This is a genomic window from Neobacillus drentensis (assembly GCF_036965645.1).
Taxonomy (GTDB): domain Bacteria; phylum Bacillota; class Bacilli; order Bacillales; family Cytobacillaceae; genus Neobacillus; species Neobacillus drentensis_D.
The window spans coordinates 13983-35718 of record NZ_JBALPZ010000060.1 but is presented as its reverse complement, the minus strand read 5'-3'; the positions used below and the strand labels follow the sequence as shown (position 1 = coordinate 35718).

Here is a 21736-nt window from a genome sequence, read left to right as displayed (position 1 = left end):
TATCCGATCCAATCAACAGCGTTTAAAAAGAATCTCTTATAACTGCTGATATCCAGGCAGTGTTAAGAAATCGATAAATTCATCATTCAAGATTAGACCGTCAAACAGTTGAACAGCTTCCGTGAATCGGCCCGTTTCGAAGTTTTCAGCGCCGACTTCCAGCTTAATCTTCTCCAACTCTTCTTCCTTTAATTGCTCATACATTTCGGCAGTCACTTTTCTGCCGTCGTCCAAGATACCTTTTGGATGGCGGATCCACTGCCAAACTTGCGCCCGTGAAATTTCCGCCGTTGCTGCATCCTCCATCAAATGATGGATTGGAGCGGCCCCTCTCCCCTTTAACCAAGATGCCACATATTGAATGCCAACATTGATGTTTGTACGGACACCTTCTTCTGTTATCGTCCCGTTTGGCACCTCTAACAAGTCAGCAGCTGTAATCCTAATTTTTTGTTGTTTGGCTGTATGAATTTGGTTTGGTGTCGGCATTTCACGGTTGAATACTTCCATTGCGACCGGTACTAATCCAGGATGGGCAACCCATGTTCCATCATGACCATCGCGGGCCTCGCGCTCCTTATCGGCGCGTACTTTTGCGAACGCTTCTTCATTGGCCTGCGGGTTATTTTTTATCGGAATTTGCGCGGCCATTCCACCCATTGCTGGTGCTTTGCGGCGATGACAAGTCTGAATGGTTAATAATGAATAGGAACGCATAAACGGTGAAGTCATCGTTACTTGTGAACGGTCCGGTAAAATAACTTCCTTTTGGTGGCGAAGCTTTTTAATATAGCTAAAAATATAATCCCAACGGCCGCAGTTCAAACCGGCTGAGTGTTCCTTTAACTCATAAAGGATTTCATCCATTTCAAACGAAGCTAAAATAGTCTCAATTAAAACAGTTGCTTTAATAGTCCCCTGAGGAATCCCCAGCTTCTCCTGTGCATAAACAAATACATCATTCCAAAGCCGCGCTTCTAAGTGGCTCTCAAGCTTCGGCAGATAAAAATAGGGGCCTGAGCCGTTTGCCAGCAAAGTTTTAACATTATGGAAAAAGTAGATACCAAAATCGAAAAAGCTTCCGGAGATGGGCTTGCCATCTAATAGCACATGTTTTTCTTCGAGATGCAGTCCGCGCGGTCTAACGATGAGCACCGCTGTTTCCTCTTTAAGCTCATACGTTTTTCCATTAGGGTTTTCAAACCGTATTGTCCGGTTTATCGCATCTCTTAAGTTGATCTGTCCTTCAATGATACTTTCCCATGTCGGTGATGTGGCATCCTCAAAATCAGCCATAAACAATTTTGCACCAGAGTTTAACGCATTGATGACCATTTTGCGATCAGTCGGACCGGTAATTTCTACCCGGCGGTCATGGAGGTCCTTGGGCAGCGGCGCAATTGTCCAATGACTGTTTCTGATATGCTTTGTTTCAGAAAGAAAATCCGGAAGCTTGCCGTTATTCAGTTCCTCCTGTCGTTTAACCCTGTACTGCAACAGTTCCATTCTGCGCTCACCAAATTTACGCTCTAGCTCTTCAATTAAGTTTAAAGCTCCCGGTGTCAAAATCTCATCATACTGGGCTTTTATGGCCCCTACTACTTCAATACCTGTAGTTTGCGTCGACATGTACTCGTTCACCTCTTTGTTATAATACAGTGCTTACCTCTGTTTTGTATTATATAACAGCAATTTGGAAAAGTGAACCATTTTTTCTGAATTTTTTTAAAATGTGTAAATATCCCCTGTCCAGATAGGGAGCACTTCTAAACAAAACCTTGAATTATTAACGTTTATGCTCTCCAAAGTTTAATAAATTGGTACTTTTCTATCCGTACAAAAAAACGAGCACCCATCAAAAGGGCACTCGCTTTTACTTTAATTCCTTATATAAACGCTGGAAATCCTCCGTGCGATTTTGACTGTTTAAAAAATCCTCGCTAACCATCGCTGTTAATAGTTTTCTTTTTAATGCAGGATCTTTCACTTCCTTTAGAATCCATTGCCGTGCTGTAAAAAGAAATTCAACGTATGCTTCATATCGTTCATCAAACTTTTCTTCTAACTCTGCGCGTAAGTTCTTAGCAAGTGTTGGACTTGCTCCTCCTGTCGATACCGCTATGCTTAACCGGCCACGCTGCACATGTGCCGGCAGATGAAAATCTGAAATGTCCGGGTCATCGGCAACCGTTACCAGCTGATGCTTCTCTGCCGATGATTTGACTGATCGATTGATGTCCTTATCGTCAGTTGCTGCAAAGATAAGAGCCGCCCCCCGAAGGTCTTCTGCTGAAAAGAACTTTTTCTCCCAAACAATTTTTCCATCTAGAAAAAGGGTTTGGATTTCGTCGGTTGCTTCCGGGCTGATTACTACCACATGAGCTCCCGTACCAAGCAGGCCGCGGACTTTTCGCTCGGCCACCCGGCCGCCGCCGATCACTACTACCTTTTTTCCATCGAGTTGCAACATAATCGGATAGTTTGTCTTCATTCCTATACTCCCTGTAATGGATGCTCTACCATATAGCTTACTAATGCTTCCTTCGATGGACTCACTGGCACCTCGGGAGAACCAAGTCCAGCATTTATTACAGCGGCATATGTGGATTTTCCCATAGCGATTACCTGCTTCCCATTCAACAGCTGCTCTGCATCTATATCACATTCTGCTAGTGCCGTTATAAACGGTTTAACGGAGGCACTGCTTGGGAAAATCATCGTATTGATCTGTGCTTCTTTCAGCATCCGTTGAAAAATCGGCAAGAATTGGCGATCCAACTCCTTGGTGCTGGTTACCATAACCTCTGCCTTTTGAAAGTTTTTTTGTAACAATTGATCATCACCGACAATGAGCGTTTTTTCTGAGTCCATCATTTCCAATGCCAGTTTCCCGATCAGTCCGCGTTCTCGTAATGCCTTTAGCGTTTTGCTGGACATTCCAAACAGTTCCGCACGTATGCTGCGAATATCAAATTCCTGCTCGATGGCAGCTGCGAAAAAATTCTCCGCATTATCAGGAGAGGTGAATACTATATTTTCAAAATAGGTCACCTTTGAGAGATCAAGCGGCAGTTTCTTCACTTTCCACTTTGGAAACTCAACTACATCTGCCCCTTGTACAAGTAATTCCTTTGCTATTTCACTGTGGCTTGCACTCGTCCGAGCCAGCAAAATTTGCCGGCCATATAAAGGTTTTTTCTCAAACCAGCTGATTTTCTCACGAAGGGAAATGACTTCACCGACCAAAATAATCGACGGATTACTAAACTTTGCTTCCAATACCTTTTTGGAAATATCCGCTAATGTTCCTTGCAAGGTTTTTTGCCGGCCAAAGGTACCCCAATGAATCAATATCACCGGTGTAGACGAAGGCTTCCCATGTTTGATGAGATTTTCGCAAATAAACGGTAAATTCCCAACCCCCATGTAAAAAGCAATCGTGTCCACACCTCTGGCAAGTCCTTCCCAATCAAGGAGCGGCCTTCCATCCTGTGATTTGTCATGTGCGGTGACGACCGCAAATGATTCCGCATGCTCCCGATGAGTGACAGGAATTCCTGCATAAAGGGGGGCTGCAATCCCCGATGAAATGCCAGGAACGATTTCAAAAGGAATTTGGTATTCAGCCAGGGCTGCTGCTTCCTCACCTACTCTGCCAAATACGCCAGGATCGCCGCCTTTTAACCGCACCACAAGTTTTCCTGCTAATGCCTTTTGCACTAGGAGGTCATTAATGCTCTCTTGGCGTAAGGTATGACGATCCGGCAGCTTTCCGCAATAGATGAACTCACAATCACTGCCGGCATATTCTAATAGCTTGGGATTGGCAAGCCGGTCATAAAGAATGACCTCGGCTTGCTTAATCGCCTCTAATCCTTTTACTGTGATTAACCCCACATCTCCTGGTCCTGCTCCTACTAAAAATACTTTTCCTGTTTTCATCCTGCTGCAGCCTTCCTTCCCCTTTTATAAAACAATAAAGATGATATCTTCCTTGACTTCTACCTTAAAGGTTCGGACCTGACCTTCGTCAGGTGCCTGCACCTTTCCATCTACTAATGATATTTTCCAATCATAGACTGGACAATACACATAATCACCGCTGATTAGACCTTCAGACAAGACCCCTCCTTTTGGATGGGGGCTGTGGTTTTCTAATGCATAAACCTCACCAGTTGTTGTTTTAAATAGAGCTACTTCTGTCGTGTCAACTTTGATAGAGTACCCAGCTCTTGCTTTTACATTTTTATAATGTGCTACTGGAATACGAGTGATAGTTTCGATCATTTGAATTCACTCCCGACTGAAATGTTATGTCTAGTATAATATTTATCCTTGATTTCTTCATTTTGAATTGCTTCATTCCATGGCTCAATATATTTTTTCAAGGTTTGATTCATTCTTTCATTTAGAGCTTTACGTGTTTCCTCGTCTGCCAATACTTCCTTGACATGATCCAGTCCCATCCGCTCTACCCATTTAGAGGTCCGCTCCAAGTAGTTAGCTGTCTCACGGTAGTACTGAAGGTATGCACTGGTCATTTCCATCACTTCTGCTTCTGTTCTCACGGTACATAGCAGATCTCCGGCACGAAGGTCCACACCGCCGTTACCCGCCACATAGATTTCCCAGCCGCCATCAATTCCAACAAAGCCGATATCCTTGATGCCTGCTTCTGAACAGTTTCTTGGACAGGCAGATACGCCCATCTTCACTTTATGTGGTGTATCCAGACGTTCAAACTTCTTCTCAAGCTGGATGCCTAGTGCCATTGAATCTTGGGTGCCATAGCGGCAGAACTGGGCGCCAACGCATGTCTTAACCGTTCTTAGTGTTTTTCCGTAAGCATAACCAGATGGCATATCAAGTTCTTCCCACATTGCCGGAAGGTCTTCTTTTTTCACACCGAACAATCCAATTCGCTGCCCACCTGTTAATTTTACTAAAGGAACGTTATACTTTTCAGCCACTTCCGCTATTTTTTTCAAATCAGCTGCGGTTGTGACACCTCCATACATTCTTGGAACAACAGAATACGTTCCATCTTTCTGGATATTGGCATGCATCTTCTCATTCACGAGACGGGAATCACGATCATCTTTATATTCATCCATATGAATCATGCCAAGATAATAGTTGATGGCCGGGCGGCATTTTGTACAACCTTCCGTATTATTCCAATCAAGAACGTTCATGACCTCTTTGACACTTGTTAAGCCTTTTTCCTTTATTTCCGCTACCAATTCCTCACGGCTTACTGTCGTACATCCGCAGATGCTAGTTTTTTGAGCTGCGGCCGCATCAAACTGATCCCCTAATGTATGGGCAAGAATTTGGCTGACCATTGGTTTACAGCGTCCGCAAGAACGGCCCGCGTTCGTGCAATGGCTGACTTGATCTAGTGTTGTTAGACCCTGCGTTTGAATCGCCTCGACAATTGCGCCTTTTGTGACACCGTTACAGCCGCAGACTAGCTCATCATTGGGCATGGAAGCAATATCTTCTGTGCCGCCTTCTCCTGTACATTCTGTATGAAAAATAGAAACTCCGGTGATATCTTCTTTTTTAGTCAGCATTCGATATAATCTAGTACTATCTTTTGTATCTCCATAAAGGACAATTCCTACGATTGTGTTGTTTCTAGTTAATACTCTTTTATAGAGTCCTTCATATTCATTGTAAACCATAATAGATTTAGTTGTGCCGTCTTCAAAAATTTCACCTGCAGAAAATAGGTCGACACCCGCAACTTTTAGCTGTGTACCTGTTACAGAACCTTCATATGGGCTCGATTCGATTCCGCATATATGACTGGCAAGGATTTTTCCTTGCTCATATAGTGGGGCAACCAGACCATAAACAATTTCTCTGTGTTCCGCACATTCGCCGACTGCATATACATGAGGGATACTTGTTTCCATATAATCATTTACAACAATCCCGCGATTCACATAGATGCCGCTGTCTTTTGCTACTTGTATGTTAGACTTAATTCCAATTGCCATAACAACAAGATCGGCTTCGACTTCAGAACCATCTTTAAAACGAAGTCCTGTTACACGCTCATCGCCTAAAATTTCAACGGTTTGTTTCTCCATTAAGAAGTTCATGCCTTGTGATTCTAGCTCTGTTTTAAGTAAAGAAGAGGCGATTGGGTCAAGCTGGCGTTCCATTAAATGCGGCATTAGATGGACAACATCGACTTTCATGCCTAAGTTTAGGAGCCCTCTCGCTGCTTCAAGTCCCAGCAGCCCGCCGCCAATGACAACAGCTTTTTGATATTTGCCTGCTGATTTGATCATCATTTCACAATCTTTGATATCACGAAAACCCGTTACACCGATTTTGTCAGCACCGGGAATTGGCAAAATAAATGAATTAGATCCTGTTGCAATAATGAGTTCATCATACTCTACTTCCCGGCCTTGATCACTGATGACGCGCTTACCTTCTACATCAATTTTTACTATGGCCTCTCCTGTGTGCAGCTGGATATTATTTTCTTTATACCACTCAAGCGGGTTGATAATAATATCTTCAAAGTTAGTACCTCCCTGCAGGATATTTGATAGTTTAATTCGATTGTAGTTTGGATGCGGCTCTTCGCCAAAGATGGTAATCTCAAATTGCTCGGTATTAAGTTTAAGAATTTCCTCAATGGTCCTTACTCCAGCCATTCCGTTACCGATCATTACTAATTTCTTCATATCTGGTTGGCTCCTTTATATGATATTTATATAATTATTTGTTTAATATTTACTTAATAGGTTTTCTCTATATTTAGATTGTAAAGGGTACACCTATAAAAAATTGTGACGTTCATCACATCTCAAAGACTAATTGTGAACATTTCTAGTAAATGTTCAGGTCAATTGCTAGTGATTACCATACCCACCATATTAAAGTGGCAAAAATAAAAAAGGGTGACAGGCACCCTTTTTCCGTTATGCGGGTTGTTTACTTTTTAGTGCGAGCTGGGGTTTGATGATGGAGTTGATGACGGGTACTAGGATACCGATTAAGAGTACAGGGACTAGCTCCCATAATTTCAGCGGTGGGGTGATTAGGATTCCGAATTTATGAATGGCATATAGGCTGAGAAAATAAGCTAGGCTGCCAATGAGTCCTGCGAGCCAATTGGTTCGCCCGAACAATAGAAAGGCTAGTGGTATCAGGATGATGGTAATTGGTACGTAGGAGGTAGGATATTCTACAGCTGCAAAGATAGCTTTGCCGATAAATCTTAAACTAATATAAAGTACCGCTCCCATGAATGGAATCGAAATGTCACGGCAAATCCGAATTGTCACAACCGTTAATATCCCAACCATTAACACAGAATAAATAGGATAAACATATTCCGGGATTCCGCCAAAGATTTGTGAAGCGGGATCGGAAATTAACTCAAGTATTTCTTTTGAGGCAATCGATTTTCCATGGATGTATTGATAATACGAAATTGCTCCATTTTCTTGCTGCATATTTGGAAACAGGAAGCACTCTAGCAAGAACATGGCAAACCACGTATGCATCGATTTCCATGTTGGAACTGTATGCCACGTAAATAAGTAAAACCCGCGCCATACCCCAAATATCATGATATCTGTTGCAATGTAATAAATAAAATGAGTCGGACTCCATGTCGTTAAATCAATCCCATAGGCAATATGATAGGTAAAATCAAGTGGGATCCCGATAAGAAACAGCCCATATCCAATCGTAATGAGATTCCTTGAAAATGCATCCATGTAGGTGGAGTGTCTCCACTCCTTATATAATAGGATCCCCCCTAAGGCAAATCCCATGGTATTAACAATATGGGGAATCGAGTATTCCTCAAATAAATATTTAAAGTGATAAGATGCATCCCATGCCGAACCAATAAATTTTAATAAAAAGGCAATTACCCATAAACGATAATATTTCAAACATGTCATCCCCTCTCAGGCTTTACCTGCGTTTTGCTCCTAAACGAGGCACCTAGTGAACTTTGCTCTCAGAGTCTTCGGTCCAATTCTGTTTATCCCAACAGGTCAAAAGGGTCTCCGATTATGGCTATTAAGATATAATTAACCGCTAGTGCCAATCCAAACAAAATCCCGGCAATCCGTACTTTCTTTTGCGTGAACAACTTATACATAAAGACAATACCAGAAATGACGACAAAAGCATTACAGGTTAAAAAGGTCCAAAGCAAGCTCTCACTATGCGGTACTGCTGTAACATGAGACAAATATAATGGGATCAAAGGACGAAAACCTCCAGGAGACGATTTACTAACTAGTTCTTTTTAGTGATGATCCATAAAAAATATGCTCGTTATTAATGACGTATTTCCTTTTAAAAATGTTTCCTTTTCATCTTGCTTTCTTAATATTATCATAGGGGGTGTATTTTTTAACATAAAATTCTTTAGTTGTATATATTAGGTATATAACTTCTCCTTATGAATTGCACTTTAAAATATCCTATAAACATATTGTTATCGCTCTACATTTTTTTATTACATTTCAAAAAAAGGAACCCCTCCTCATGGAAGTGGGTTCCTATTATTTCGTTCGTTTAGTACATTTCTGAAGTTGTTTTTGCCTGCATGTGAAGAAGCAAATAATCAGGTCCGCCCGCTTTCGAGTCAGTACCAGACATATTGAAGCCGCCGAATGGCTGGTAGCCAACAATAGCTCCTGTACATGAACGGTTGAAGTAAAGATTTCCAACATGGAAATCTTCACGAGCCTGTTCTAAATGGGCACGGTTATTGGTAATAACAGCCCCAGTTAAGCCATATTCCGTATTGTTGGCAATTTCAATCGCTTCTGTGAAATCCTTTGCTTTTGTAAAGCCGACAACGGGTCCAAAGATTTCTTCCTGCATAATCCGGGAAGTTGGAGAAAGGTCTGCAAAAACAGTCGGCTGGATGAAATATCCTTTTGAATCATCACCATCGCCGCCAGTCATCAACTTACCTTCCTGTTTTCCAATTTCAACATACTCGAGGATTTTTTTATAGGCATTGTTATCGATAACAGGCCCCATGAAATTGCCTTGATCAGCAGGATTTCCCACTGTTAATTGGGTGGTTAACTCAACAACACGATTTAATACTTGTTCATATACATCCTCAACGACTACTGCGCGAGAACATGCAGAGCATTTTTGACCTGAGAAGCCGAAAGCTCCAGCAACGATGGATTGGGCTGCAAGTTCAAGGTCTGCCTCACGATCAACGACAATCGTATCTTTTCCACCCATTTCTGCAATTAGTCGCTTCATCCAAATTTGACCTGGGCTTAATTTAGAGGAACGTTCAAAGATTCGAAGCCCTACATCACGAGAACCTGTAAAGCTAATGAATCTGGTGTCTTTATGGTCCACTAAATAGTCGCCTACTTCAGCACCGCTGCCTGGAACAAAGTTTAACACTCCTTTTGGCAGGCCTGCTTCTTCCATTACTTCTACAAATTTTGCTGCGATAATCGGAGTAGTAGATGCAGGTTTCAATAAAACGGGGTTACCAGAAACAATTGCAGCAACTGTTGTTCCGGCCATAATCGCAAATGGGAAGTTCCAAGGTGAAATAATAATGCCGACACCAAGTGGAATATAATCATAGCGATTAAACTCATTCGCACGGCTTTGTACGGGAACACCATCTTTTAAAGACAACATTTGACGTCCGTAGTACTCAAGGAAGTCAATCCCCTCAGCTGTATCGGCATCGGCTTCCCTCCATGGCTTACCTGCTTCCTTTGTCATTAAAGCTGAAAACTCATGCTTACGGCGGCGAATAATCGATGCAGCCTTAAAGAGGACATCCGCACGAACTTCTGGCTTTGTCTTTTTCCACGTTTTAAATGCTTCTACTGCCGCTTGCATAGCTTTTTCAGCCAGTTCTTGGTCAGCCTTTGAAACCCGGCCGATTACTTCTTCTTTATTTGCTGGATTATAGGAAATGATTTTCTCTTCTGTAGTGATTTTTTCTCCGCCAATGACCAGAGGATAATCTCGACCCAAATAACCTTCTACTGTTTTTATTGCCTGTTGATAGGCCTGGCGGTTATCTTCCAATGAAAAATCAGTAAACGGTTCATGCTTGTATGGTTGTATCATTTCGATCCCCTCCCTATGTAATAAAACGGTTACATACAAGTTCATTCTAACATGATTAAGAATGATTAGGAACTACAATGAATGTAGACTTAGATGGACTTATTTTTTTAAAAATTGGCCGTTAAGTTCCGCCCCAATCAACAGAGTCTAAAAAATAACAATCTTGTTTAACAGAGCCTAAAATTGAAAAAGACCCAGCAAGAAGCTAGGTCTTATTGATAGATATAGACGAATGGTTCCGTGGCATTTGCCTTTTTAACAATAAGTGCCTCAGGACCATCAACGGATGTTACACTAACCGAAACTGAAAGATATTTAGGGAAATGCTCCATCACAAGCCCTGTCACATATTGGGTAAAACCAATCCCCTCTGTCTTTCCATAAAATTGAATTGGAATGGTGATACTCAAATCTTGGAGTTGGTCACCTACATAAAAGGCCTTGCCAATCACCCCATTATAATTAGGGAAGTACTCCTCGACATCCTGCTTAAAATTTAGGAAAGCAATCGTATCATCGCGATGGTCGTTTTCAGCGTCAGTGGAAGGGAACAAATAGTATTTTTCATCAACCTTTTCCCAGCTGTTAAGCTCAGAACTGCCCTGATCAACCGTTGAATACGTAAAGAAATTGCCTGGTACAACAGATGTTTTGCTTTGCTGTTCAAATAAGGCAATCGTGATGGGGATATTGCCTAAATTTTTCATGGACCGAATACGTTTTACTACTTCCGCTGCCATCTGCTTGCCTTCCTTTTCCATGTCAGCAAACGGAATTTTTTTCTCTAAAGTATCGCCGTCTGATTGTAATTTATAATAGTAAACCGAATTTAACGCCAGACCAATCGTGATTCCTGCAAGAGACACATTCCCCTTATCGTCTTTGGTTAGATAATCATGTTCCAAGACATGGGCAAGATATATCGGGCTTGAGGGTGTACTGCCTGCCGGACTGGAATTGACCGGATTTAATCCAATATTGTCCGCTGCTTTCAGGTTACTTCCCTTAAGCTGGGCGGCGGTATACTGACGGCTTAACCATTGTTTTATAGTCGCTGCCTTAATTTGCTGGCCCTCTTGAAAATAGTACTTATCCGTGTCAAAACTGTTCTGGGCAATTCTCATCAAGCCCATTTCAAATTCATTTAAATCATATCTTGTATTAATATTGTTAACAACTAATCCGCGTGCTTCCCCCGGTTCAAATGGCAGGATGGTCCGGTAATAATTATTCGAGATATTATATTTAGGAATAATTGCCTTTCCTGTTGTTTTCTCCTCCGTTTGAACTGTTTCATTTTGCTTTTGAAAGTTAGGTGCACAAGCACTTAACAACAAGACCAGGGAGAGAGCGAGCACTGAGACTTTTCTCACGTCGATCCACCTCTTATTTATTTAATTCCTCTAAAAGCCGCTCCTCATCCCACACTTCGATTCCGAGTTCTTGTGCTTTGGTTAACTTAGAACCCGCATCTTCACCTGCAATGACGAGATGTGTTTTTTTACTAACACTTCCGGCGACCTTACCGCCTAGAGCCTCAATTTTTTCCTTTGCTTCATTACGGGATAACTGCTCCATTTTCCCTGTAAGGACAACCGTTTTTCCAGCAAACACACTGTCTGATTCTTCTACAGAAATAGGTCTTGGCCCTTTATATTCCATATTAACGCCAGCTCGGACTAATTCGTTTATAAGCTCCATCGCTTCTTCCTGTTCAAAAAATGACACAATCGAGTCAGCCATCTTATCCCCGATTTCATTGATACTGATTAACTCCATTTTGTCAGCATGGGCTAATTTTTCCATGGTCATAAATTGTTGGGAGAGTGTTTTTGCAGCCTTCGCTCCAACATGGCGTATGCCTAGTCCAAATAACAGCTTTTCAAGCGAATTGGCTTTCGACGCTTCAATCGCTTTTAATAAATTGGTGACAGATTTTTCACCCATTCTTTCCAAGGCTAATAGCTGTTCGCGTGTTAGTTTATAAATATCCGCTACATCACCAATTAATTTTTCAGCAAAAAGCTGACTGATCACCTTTTCTCCAAGACCATCAATGTTCATGGCATCGCGGGAAACAAAATGAATCAATCCTTCGCGTATTTGTGCAGGACATTTTGGGTTAATACATCTGAGGGCTACTTCCCCTTCTAGACGAACAAGTTCACTTTCACACTCTGGACAATGTGTTGGCATGTGGAAATCCACTTCTTCACCTGTTCGCTGGTCGGCCAGAACATTGACCACTTCCGGAATGATATCGCCTGCTTTTTTTACAACTACTTTATCACCAATTTTAATATCCTTTTCACGAATTAAATCCTCATTATGCAAGGAAGCCCGTTGTACAGTTGTCCCGGCCACTTTAACTGGCTTGAGAATGGCCGTCGGTGTAACCACCCCCGTCCTTCCTACACTTAACTCAATCTCTAAAAGGGTCGTCACCACTTCTTCAGCCGGGAACTTGTACGCGATCGCCCAGCGCGGACTCTTGGCGGTAGTGCCAAGCTCGGCCTGCTGATCAAGAGAATCTACTTTAATAACAATTCCATCAATTTCATATGGAAGGTGCGGCCGCTTATCTACCCAGCTGTTAACAAACTCAATAACCTCTTCAATCGTTGCACATTTTCTTCGTTCTTTATTGGTTTTAAAACCAAGCTGATCTAAATAATCCAGCCCTTCACTATGTGCGGAAACACCGGTTTCTCCAGGATTGCCAATTCCATATAAAAAGACATCCAGCTTTCTTGATGCTGCAATTTTTGGATCGAGCTGCCGAAGGGAACCTGCTGCTGCATTTCTTGGGTTTGCAAACAGCTCCTCTCCGCGTTCTTCCCGCTGCTGGTTTAATGCTTCAAACGAGCGCTTCGGCATATAGGCCTCTCCGCGCACCTCAATGGAAACAGCTTCCCGCAGACGAAGCGGGATGGCTTTTATCGTTTTTAGATTTGCGGTGATATCTTCCCCAATGGTGCCATCGCCACGGGTTGCCCCTTGAACGAATAACCCGTCTTCATAGCGAAGTGAGACAGCCAGTCCGTCGATTTTCAATTCACCTACATAAGAAACATTACTGCCCACAGCTTGACGGACTCTTCGGTCAAAATCCCTTAGGTCTTCTTCGTTAAAGGCATTGCCTAAACTTAACATCGGAGTACGATGCTCCACCTTTTCAAATAGATCAAGGACCGGACCGCCGACACGCACAGACGGAGAATCAGGTGTTTTTAGCGTTGGGTATTTTTCCTCCAGCTCGATCAGCTCTTGCATGAGCTTGTCATATTCGGCATCAGGTACCGAAGGTTTGTCCAACACATAGTATTCATAACTATATTGATTTAAGAGGCCGCTTATTTCCTCAATTCTTATCGCAGCAGTTTGAAGCTCCATATATCCAGCCCTTTCATAAAGGTAATCTCACACTGTGTAGACAGCTATTATGCCTTTGTAATTGGCGCAAATTTAGCTAATAGACGCTTTATCCCCACAGGGCTTGGAAAAGCAATATCGAGCTCGACCCCTTCACCTTGCCCTTTTACACTAACAACTGTTCCAATTCCCCATTTACCATGTGCCGCTTTATCGCCAACCTTCCAGCCGATATCCTCTCCGCCAGATGCTGCGGAAACAGGACGCATGACCGGTTTTCTTGGCGTAGTTGGTGTAGTAAACGTACTCTTTTGCGAACCAAATGAAGTTCCTGAAGATCCAAATGATCTTTTGCCGGAACCAAAAGAACTGCCCGTCCGTTGTTCAGGTACCACACCTTCAATTAAATCTTCTGGAATCTCTGAGATAAACCTAGAGGCAGGGTTCATACTTGTTCTACCAAATAAGGTTCTCATTTGGGCATTGGTTAAAAATAAAGTCTGCTCTGCCCTTGTAATACCGACGTAGGCAAGACGGCGTTCTTCCTCCATTTCGGCTTCTTCCATTAAGGAACGACTATGCGGGAATACTCCTTCTTCCATGCCAATTAAGAAGACAACAGGGAATTCCAGTCCTTTTGCAGAGTGCAATGTCATGAGGGTAATCGCGTCAGCCTTTTCCCCATCCTCATCGAGCGAATCAATGTCCGCTACTAAAGCCAGGTCTGTTAAGAAGGCAACAAGACTCTTATCCTCGCTTGAATCCTCGAAGCTTTTCGTTACCGATAATAATTCCTCAAGGTTTTCAAGACGACTTTGGGCCTCAATAGATTTTTCTGCTTTCAGCATTTCCCTATACCCGGATTTATCAAGAACTTCTTCAACTAATTCTGTTACCGAAAGGAATTCCTGCATATTCGTATAGTTATGAATTAAATCACGAAACTGAGCGGCTGCTTTCGTAATTTTGGGGCTCAACCCAAGTAATTCGACTGATTCTAAAGCCTGGTATAAGGACATATCATGCATTGCGGCAAAGTCGGCAATTTTATCTACCGAGCTCGAACCAATCCCGCGTTTCGGAACATTAATCACACGCCGCAAGCTGATATCATCATCCGGATTAGAAATTAACCGTAAATAGGCAAGCATGTCTTTGATTTCTTTTCTGTCATAGAACTTGGTTCCACCGACAATGGAATAATCAATATTTGATTTTAACAGCACTTCCTCCATTACACGGGACTGTGCGTTAGTCCGATACAGAATCGCAATGTCATTTAGTTGATAATTTTTGTCGCGCGTTATTTCTTTAATTTTTCCAGCTACAAACTGTGCTTCGCTTTGCTCACTATCTGCACGGTAATAGACAAGCTTGTTTCCTTCCGGATTTTCGGTCCAAAGATTTTTCTTTTTTCGATTTAGGTTATTTTCAATAACTTTATTGGCCGCAAGTAAAATCCGTTTAGTTGAACGGTAATTCTGCTCAAGAAGAATAACAGTTGCATTTGAATAGTCTTTTTCAAAGGATAGGATATTGGCAATATCGGCGCCGCGCCATCTATAGATGGACTGATCGGAATCACCGACAACACAAAGATTGCGGAACCGGCTGGCCAGCATTTTTACCAGCATATACTGCGCCCGGTTTGTATCCTGATACTCATCGACGTGAATATATTGGAACTTGCGCTGGTAATATTCAAGTACTTCCGGCACCCGCTGGAATAATTGAATCGTCATCATTATTAAGTCATCAAAATCGAGCGCTTGGTTTTTTCTAAGCTGCTTTTGATAATCTTTATAAACTTCACTTACCGTTTGTTCAAAATAACCACCGGCAGATTTCTCATATTCTTCGGGACCAATGAGTTCGTTTTTGGCTGAACTGATGGATCCTAAAATTGCACGTGGATCATTTTTTTTCGGATCAAGATTTTTAGCTTTGAGGATCCCTTTAATCACTGATTGTTGATCAGTTGTATCTAGAATAGTAAAGTTTCGGCTAAAACCCATCCGATCAATATCGCGGCGTAAAATCCTGACACACATCGAGTGAAAGGTGGAGATCCAAATTTCCTCGGCCGCCCCGCCCATCATTTTACCGATTCGTTCCTTCATTTCCCTTGCTGCTTTATTCGTGAAAGTGATTGCTAGAATGTTATAAGGGTTTACACGCTTTTCCACTATTAAATACGCAATTCGATGCGTTAATACTCTCGTTTTACCACTTCCCGCACCTGCCATGAGAAGAAGTGGACCATCAGTTGCCTTAACAGCACTTTGCTGCTCTGGATTCAATCCATTTAGGAGCTTATCTGTCAAAAATTGCAATTATCCCACCACCATTACAAACATTTGTTCTTGTTTTTATTTTAGCTTTTTTATCATTGTGAAGCAAATTTCTATCGAACTGCCTTTACGGTTTCAAGGGCATTTTGAAAATCCTCATAAATCACGTTTCCAACTACAATCACATCGGCATGCTTGGCCATTTCCACTGCTTGTTCAAAGCTTGTGATACCGCCTCCGTAGAAAAGCGTTGTTTTCTCTAACACCTTTTTCGCTGCAGCTGCTACTGCCGGATCACCATATTTCCCGCTATATTCTAAATAAAAGATGGGGAGATGGAACATTTTTTCTGCCATCAGCGCGTATGCCTTAACATCTTCAACTGTTAAATGAGCATCCGCGCTAGTCAGCTTAGCTGCCTTACAATCCTCGTTTACGATACAGTAGCCTTCCATAAAAAACTCGTTCCAATCCATGACTTCTCCAAATTCCTTTACAGCTTGGTGATGAAGCCCAGTAATCCACTTAGGATCCCTGCTATTTAAAATAGTTGGAACAAAATAAAGGTCAAATCCTGGTGTTACGCTCTCTATACTAGATACTTCAAGGACACAAGGAACGGTATAGCGGCGGATTCTTGCCATTAAATCGAGGACATTTTCGAGTGTCACTCCATCTGTTCCGCCCACAATTACTGCATCTGTCCCTGATTCGCAGATTATTTCTAATTGGTCATCTGTTATTTCTTTATTAGGATCGAGTTTAAAGACATGCCGCCACTCGCGAATATCATACATTGAAAGAATCCTCCATTCATCTTTCCATTACATCATTATAGCATTAGCCGTTTGTAATCAAAAAAGAAAACATTAAATCAACATATAGAAATCATATCCAACTGTGCATGAGTGCCGATACAAAAAGAAAAACCGAAGATGTTTGTCTCCGGTTTGTTTTATTCTTTTTCAGCTTTAATGTCTTCTTTTATGCGCTCAAGTACCATTTCATAGGTATCATTACCAAAGTTTAAACAGCGTTTTACCCTTGAAATAGTGGCTGTGCTGGCTCCGGTTTCCGTTTCAATTTTATGATAAGTATTTCCTTCGCGCAGCATTCTAGCTACATCCAAACGCTGTGCTAATGATTGAATTTCATTAATCGTACATAAGTCATCAAAAAAGCGATAGCATTCTTCGAGATCTTGTAAGGAAAGTACAGCTTGAAACAATTGATCAAGTTCTTTTCCACGTAATTTATTAATTTGCATATTCTTTACTCCTCTAATTGGAATATTTATTGTGCATTCAGTGAAACACTTGCATGCAGTCCAGGGGTGGCCGGAACAACATTCACCCATGTATGCCCTTGTACCAATGGGATTTCTTCTCCATTTTTCATCGGAACAATTCTACCATCCTTATTAGCCCATTCGACCTCGTTCACTTTGCCCATTTGAAGCAAATATGCTTTTCCGCCCGACTCTAAATCAATGTCTCTAAGGCCATAGGAATCAATCGTTTTATGGACCGCCTCGATAATGAAAACATTGTCTATTAATATTGGGTCACCGGTTTCCAGGTCAACGGTTTGATCTCCAGCTGAGAAGCGCTTATACTTGCCGAGCGTTTCATCAAATTCAAATTTTGAATTGAACGTGCCGCTTTTTGAATAAGTAATGCTGACCGACTTAGCCGCTTGCCCCGTTATTTTTCTACTTTCTTCCACTGAGTAAAAAGTAAAGGCAGGAGGACTGTTTTTCATTGTATATCCTTTTTGCTCAGCACCCTTTAAGATGTTTTCATAGGTGATATAAGAGTTATGAGGCGGTTTTCGCGAGCTAGAACGTTTAAATAATGTTCCATCATATACCATACCGTTTAAATTATCTACATAATTACTTTCGAGTAATTGTTTGGCCTCTGGACTGTAGCCATGTGCAATGTAGAGGGCATTTAAACCTTTAGCCAGGTTAATATAGTAATCCCGAGCACTCCTTACAGGACCAATATTTGTTGGTCTCTCACTCTGAAAAACAGCCAGGAAACGGGTAATATCTCCCTCAGCAAGAATTTCATAAACAATATCCGCCTTGTTCAGCCCTGATTGGGGTCTTGCTTTTGGGTGATTATTGACCATTACAGCTACAGCACGTTGATCTGGTTTCGTATCGGTAGCAATACCTGTTAACGGATAAAAATAAGGGTCGGCCTTTGTCACATCTTCTGGTTTATTTTCATGTTTTGTATCCGGTTTTTGGTCCTTAACAGGTCTTTTTACCGTTTCCTTACTAGAACACCCTGAAAGTAGTAAAAGGAAAGCTGCCATGGCAACAGCCCATTTTTTCATGAAGTGAACACCCCTATTTTATCCATTTTACAAAATACTTTCACGCTTTAACTCTTTACTTACTTACAGTTTATCGCATTATTGACGGAAAGAATACTGATTTGTTCATAACATCATACATTCCTTGCTGCGTTATTCGGATGTATGGTAAATGTGTCGCTGAGAAGAAAGCAAGACTGTAGATCGGATCTGAAAATTTATATCCTCGTTCTCTCAATTCTTTTAATAATGTTTTCTCTTGTTCTATTAATTCTTCAATAGGCAGACCAGACATGATTCCGCTTAGGTCAAGAGGTACTTCACATACAACTTGAGCGTCCTCCATCATGACAATACCCCCGCCTAGCTCTTTCATTCTATTAAATGCGTTGACCATATCATGTCTGTTTTTCCCAATTAAAATAATATCCCCGGTAGTAGAATAAGAACTTGCAAGCGCAGAAAGGCCAGTTGCGAATCCTTTTAACAGGGTGTTTATTCTCCATTTTCCATAACGATCTACCAGCATAAAATAGCACTCATCTGATTCTTTTGGAAGCTGGTCTTCGGAAGCATCAATCGAGATGGAATATGGCTTTGTAATGACGGAATTCTCCATTTTAATCCCAAACGGCATGGAAAATTGCAGATCATCGAGCGATAACTGCCAATCCAGTTCGATCGGCTTAAATCCATATTCATTCCAGTTCATATCCCCATATATTCCTTCTACTTTTACACCGTCACGCTTTACCCATTTACCTTTTGCTAAAACGGAAACCGGGGTAGGGTTTTCGATACTGGATAAAAAGTTAATATTGGCAATACGTCCAGTTGCAATCACACCATGAAGATGTTCAATGTTGTAGTATCGAGCAATATTTACAGTTGCCATATTATAGGCATCTATAACAGGAACTCCTTTTTCGATGGCAATTCGAATCATTTGGTCAATGATTCCTTGCTCATAAAAAGTGGAAGAGGAACCATCTGTATTAAACATGAGCCGGTCATAGGCCTCGATTCCCAGCCGTTTCATATCATCTAAAATCTGCGGCAGGTCAGGCCGGATTGATGAATAACGTAAGGAAACCATATAGCCTTGCATTAGCCTGCTGTAGACTTCTTCTCCCGTCATGGCTTCATGGTCACTATCGGCACCTAACAGCATCATTTTTGCTAATGTTTTTTCTGAGGCACCAGGAAAATGGCCTTCAATTTGCTTGCGCATCCTTTTGGCTTCCTGGATCCAATGAAGCATCATGTCATCGCCATCGAGCAATTTTGGCCAGCCTGTTAATTCACCGCCTTGCAGAACTGCATCATGCTCTAGCCACGCCTTTACATTACTATGTGAAAAAATTTCTTCCTCATTCAATGGTTCGGTCTGCGAATCAAACCGGCTCCACCAATACATGGTTGACGGAATGGAGCGCAGGTCTCTAAGGAGTGAAAACGCTTCCCTTTTTTTCAAGTGTAAAACGAGCGCCATGTTGTCATTAATTAGCGTGGTTGTGCCAAATTGGGATGCATAGGCAGCTAATGTCAGGGGATTATATAATTGAAACGGATGTGCATGCGGCTCAATGTATCCAGGCACAATGATTTCATTGGTACAATCAATGATTTCACAGTTTTCGATGTAAGAAGGCATGTTATCGCCAACATAGACAATGCGGTCTTCATAAATCCAGATGTTCGCTCTCATCCATTTTCGAAAGGTCTGATTTAAGTAAAGTGCATTTTTCAATAATATTGTTGGGGATGTTTTACCTTCCAAAACGGATACATGCATGCGTAAGTGTTTATTTTTCCAGCGGTAGCGTTGTTCCAGCATACCATGTCCCTCCCTAAAAAAACTATCTATATAATAATAAGTTGATTTAACAATAAAGAAAGCCCTTACAAAACTTCTTTTGATACTTATCTTATCATATTTTACTTTTTAAAGCAGTAAAGTATTGATAAAAATTGTAAAAAAAATGTGAAGGAGTGAACAAGATGAAAATGACACCAAATATCGGGATTTTGAATGCATTAATTCGAATTACTTTTGGGTTAACGATTGTTGCTTGGAGTACCTCTAAGATGGTCAAGCGTCCTTGGCGGGATTCTTATTTGCTTGCTGCGTTCTGTGGCGCGATGAAGGTTGCTGAAGGGATTGTCCGCTATTGCCCTGTGACAGAATTATGTGAGCGTTGGGCGGATATGGTGAAGGAGCATCAGAGCGCGACTGATTCTGGGGATGTGTCGGAAGGGTTAGCAGATATGGATGTGCCTTATAATCCGACGTGATCGAGATAAAAATAAACAGTCCTCATGAAAACTCATGAGGACTTAAACTTTTTTCTTTCAAAAAAGTGACTTTACCGGACAGATACAATTGCCTTCGCACCAATATCATTACGATAAAAGACTCCATCACAATTCAATTTCTCTAACTCCGCATAAACCTTAGCCTGTGCATCAGCAAGAGTCTCAGCCTTGCCTCCAACCAGAAGCACTCGGCCGCCAGCTGTTAAAAACTCACCTGCGTCATTTTGAACAGTACCGGCATGGAAGGTATAAACTTTCTTAGAAACATCCGCTAATCCCTTAAGCACAGCACCCTTTTCGTATTCCCCAGGATACCCTTTTGCCGCAACCACGACACCAATCATTGCCTGCGGATCCCATTCAAGATCTGGTTTCTCCCCATTCAAAAGAGCTAAGATAACCTGAACCAAATCAGATTGCAACCTTGGTAAAATAACCTGTGTTTCCGGGTCGCCGAAACGTGCATTAAACTCAATTACCTTTGGACCCGCTGCCGTTTTGATCAACCCAGCATATAAAATCCCACAGAAACTGCGTCCCTCTTGAACCATTGCTTTTGCAGCTGGAATCAGAACCGTTTCAACAGCGGTTGCTACCGTGTCCTCACCGATTTGCGGAACCGGAGAGTAAGCACCCATTCCACCAGTATTAGGACCTTGGTCTCCATCATAAGCGCGTTTATGATCCTGTGCGATTTCAAGCGGGATGACTACTTCCCCATTCACAAAGGCCATCAACGAAAATTCCTCGCCGTCTAAAAACTCTTCTATTACAACACTTGATGAAGCCGCTCCAAATTTCGCACCAACGAGCATCTCTTCCACACTCGCAAGAGCTTCTTCTAAAGTCATAGCAACCGTGACACCTTTTCCTGCTGCCAACCCGTCTGCCTTAATTACAATTGGAGCGCCTTTTTCATTAATATACTTGCGCGCCTCTTCAATCGAAGTAAAAACAGCATAATCTGCAGTAGGAATAGCATACTTTTTCATTAAATCTTTAGCAAACGACTTGCTGCCCTCAATTTCAGCAGCTGCCTTCCGTGGTCCGAATACGGCCAGACCTGCTGCTTCAAATTTATCGGATAGCCCTTCAAGCAGAGGAACTTCCGGTCCGATAATGGTTAAGCCTACCTTTTGCTCTTTCGCAAAGGCAATTAGCTCATCATGCTGGGATTCGTCAATCGCAATCAATTCCGCCACATCTATCATGCCAGCGTTACCTGGAGCAACAAATACCTTTTCAACCAATGTGCTTTCGCTGACCTTTCGGCAGATCGCATGCTCGCGTCCGCCGCGGCCGATGATTAGTACCTTCATCCA

General features: G+C 42.0%; 17 protein-coding genes. 1 reads left to right on the top strand and 16 read right to left on the bottom strand.

Features of this window, described 5'->3' with window-relative positions:
* Nucleotides 1-36: 36 nt before the first annotated feature.
* The 15 genes from aceB to V7266_RS12625 form a co-directional block, all read right to left on the bottom strand.
* Nucleotides 37-1629, bottom strand: coding sequence for a malate synthase A (gene aceB, locus V7266_RS12695; protein WP_335468252.1), 1593 nt, complete (start codon nt 1627-1629; stop codon nt 37-39).
* Between the two features lie 244 nt (nt 1630-1873).
* Complete coding sequence (locus V7266_RS12690; protein ID WP_335468251.1) at nt 1874-2491, bottom strand: NAD(P)-binding protein; 618 nt, start codon at nt 2489-2491, stop codon at nt 1874-1876.
* A gap of 2 nt (nt 2492-2493) precedes the next feature.
* Nucleotides 2494-3942, bottom strand: a complete 1449-nt coding sequence (gene cobA, locus V7266_RS12685) for a uroporphyrinogen-III C-methyltransferase (RefSeq protein WP_335468250.1) — start codon at nt 3940-3942, stop codon at nt 2494-2496.
* A gap of 24 nt (nt 3943-3966) precedes the next feature.
* A complete protein-coding gene (gene nirD / locus V7266_RS12680; protein WP_335468249.1) occupies nt 3967-4287 on the bottom strand; it encodes a nitrite reductase small subunit NirD in 321 nt (106 codons plus the stop codon).
* Complete coding sequence (gene nirB / locus V7266_RS12675; RefSeq protein ID WP_335468248.1) at nt 4284-6707, bottom strand: nitrite reductase large subunit NirB; 2424 nt, start codon at nt 6705-6707, stop codon at nt 4284-4286. Before nirB ends, nirD begins: the two co-directional genes overlap by 4 nt.
* A gap of 237 nt (nt 6708-6944) precedes the next feature.
* Entirely contained in the window at nt 6945-7928 is a 984-nt protein-coding gene (locus tag V7266_RS12670; protein ID WP_335468247.1) for a hypothetical protein, read from the bottom strand.
* Nucleotides 7929-8020: 92 nt separating this feature from the next.
* Nucleotides 8021-8248 (bottom strand): hypothetical protein, encoded by a 228-nt coding sequence (locus tag V7266_RS12665; RefSeq protein WP_335468246.1) that lies wholly within the window; start codon nt 8246-8248, stop codon nt 8021-8023.
* 314 nt (nt 8249-8562) lie between these two features.
* Nucleotides 8563-10110 (bottom strand): L-glutamate gamma-semialdehyde dehydrogenase, encoded by a 1548-nt coding sequence (gene pruA / locus V7266_RS12660; RefSeq protein WP_335468245.1) that lies wholly within the window; start codon nt 10108-10110, stop codon nt 8563-8565.
* Nucleotides 10111-10322: 212 nt separating this feature from the next.
* Nucleotides 10323-11483: a CamS family sex pheromone protein gene (locus V7266_RS12655; RefSeq protein WP_335468244.1), complete on the bottom strand. Its 1161-nt coding sequence runs from the start codon at nt 11481-11483 to the stop codon at nt 10323-10325.
* Nucleotides 11484-11496: 13 nt separating this feature from the next.
* Complete coding sequence (gene ligA, locus V7266_RS12650) at nt 11497-13503, bottom strand: NAD-dependent DNA ligase LigA (protein WP_335468243.1); 2007 nt, start codon at nt 13501-13503, stop codon at nt 11497-11499.
* A 47-nt stretch (nt 13504-13550) separates the two neighbouring features.
* Nucleotides 13551-15815 carry a DNA helicase PcrA gene (gene pcrA / locus V7266_RS12645; protein ID WP_335468242.1) on the bottom strand — a complete coding sequence of 755 codons (2265 nt, stop codon included), beginning with the start codon at nt 15813-15815 and terminating at the stop codon, nt 13551-13553.
* A gap of 71 nt (nt 15816-15886) precedes the next feature.
* Entirely contained in the window at nt 15887-16570 is a 684-nt protein-coding gene (locus tag V7266_RS12640; protein WP_335468241.1) for a heptaprenylglyceryl phosphate synthase, read from the bottom strand.
* Nucleotides 16571-16728: 158 nt separating this feature from the next.
* Entirely contained in the window at nt 16729-17040 is a 312-nt protein-coding gene (locus V7266_RS12635) for a YerC/YecD family TrpR-related protein (protein WP_335468240.1), read from the bottom strand.
* 26 nt (nt 17041-17066) lie between these two features.
* Nucleotides 17067-18119 (bottom strand): DUF3048 domain-containing protein, encoded by a 1053-nt coding sequence (locus V7266_RS12630; RefSeq protein ID WP_335468239.1) that lies wholly within the window; start codon nt 18117-18119, stop codon nt 17067-17069.
* A 70-nt stretch (nt 18120-18189) separates the two neighbouring features.
* Nucleotides 18190-19935, bottom strand: a complete 1746-nt coding sequence (locus V7266_RS12625; protein WP_335468238.1) for an adenine deaminase C-terminal domain-containing protein — start codon at nt 19933-19935, stop codon at nt 18190-18192.
* Nucleotides 19936-20099: 164 nt separating this feature from the next.
* On the opposite strand from V7266_RS12625, the gene V7266_RS12620 reads away from it, so the two are divergent.
* Nucleotides 20100-20393, top strand: coding sequence for a YgaP family membrane protein (locus V7266_RS12620; RefSeq protein WP_335468237.1), 294 nt, complete (start codon nt 20100-20102; stop codon nt 20391-20393).
* Nucleotides 20394-20464: 71 nt separating this feature from the next.
* Here V7266_RS12620 and purD read toward each other — a convergent pair whose 3' ends face one another.
* Nucleotides 20465-21733: a phosphoribosylamine--glycine ligase gene (gene purD / locus V7266_RS12615; RefSeq protein ID WP_335468236.1), complete on the bottom strand. Its 1269-nt coding sequence runs from the start codon at nt 21731-21733 to the stop codon at nt 20465-20467.
* Nucleotides 21734-21736: the final 3 nt, after the last annotated feature.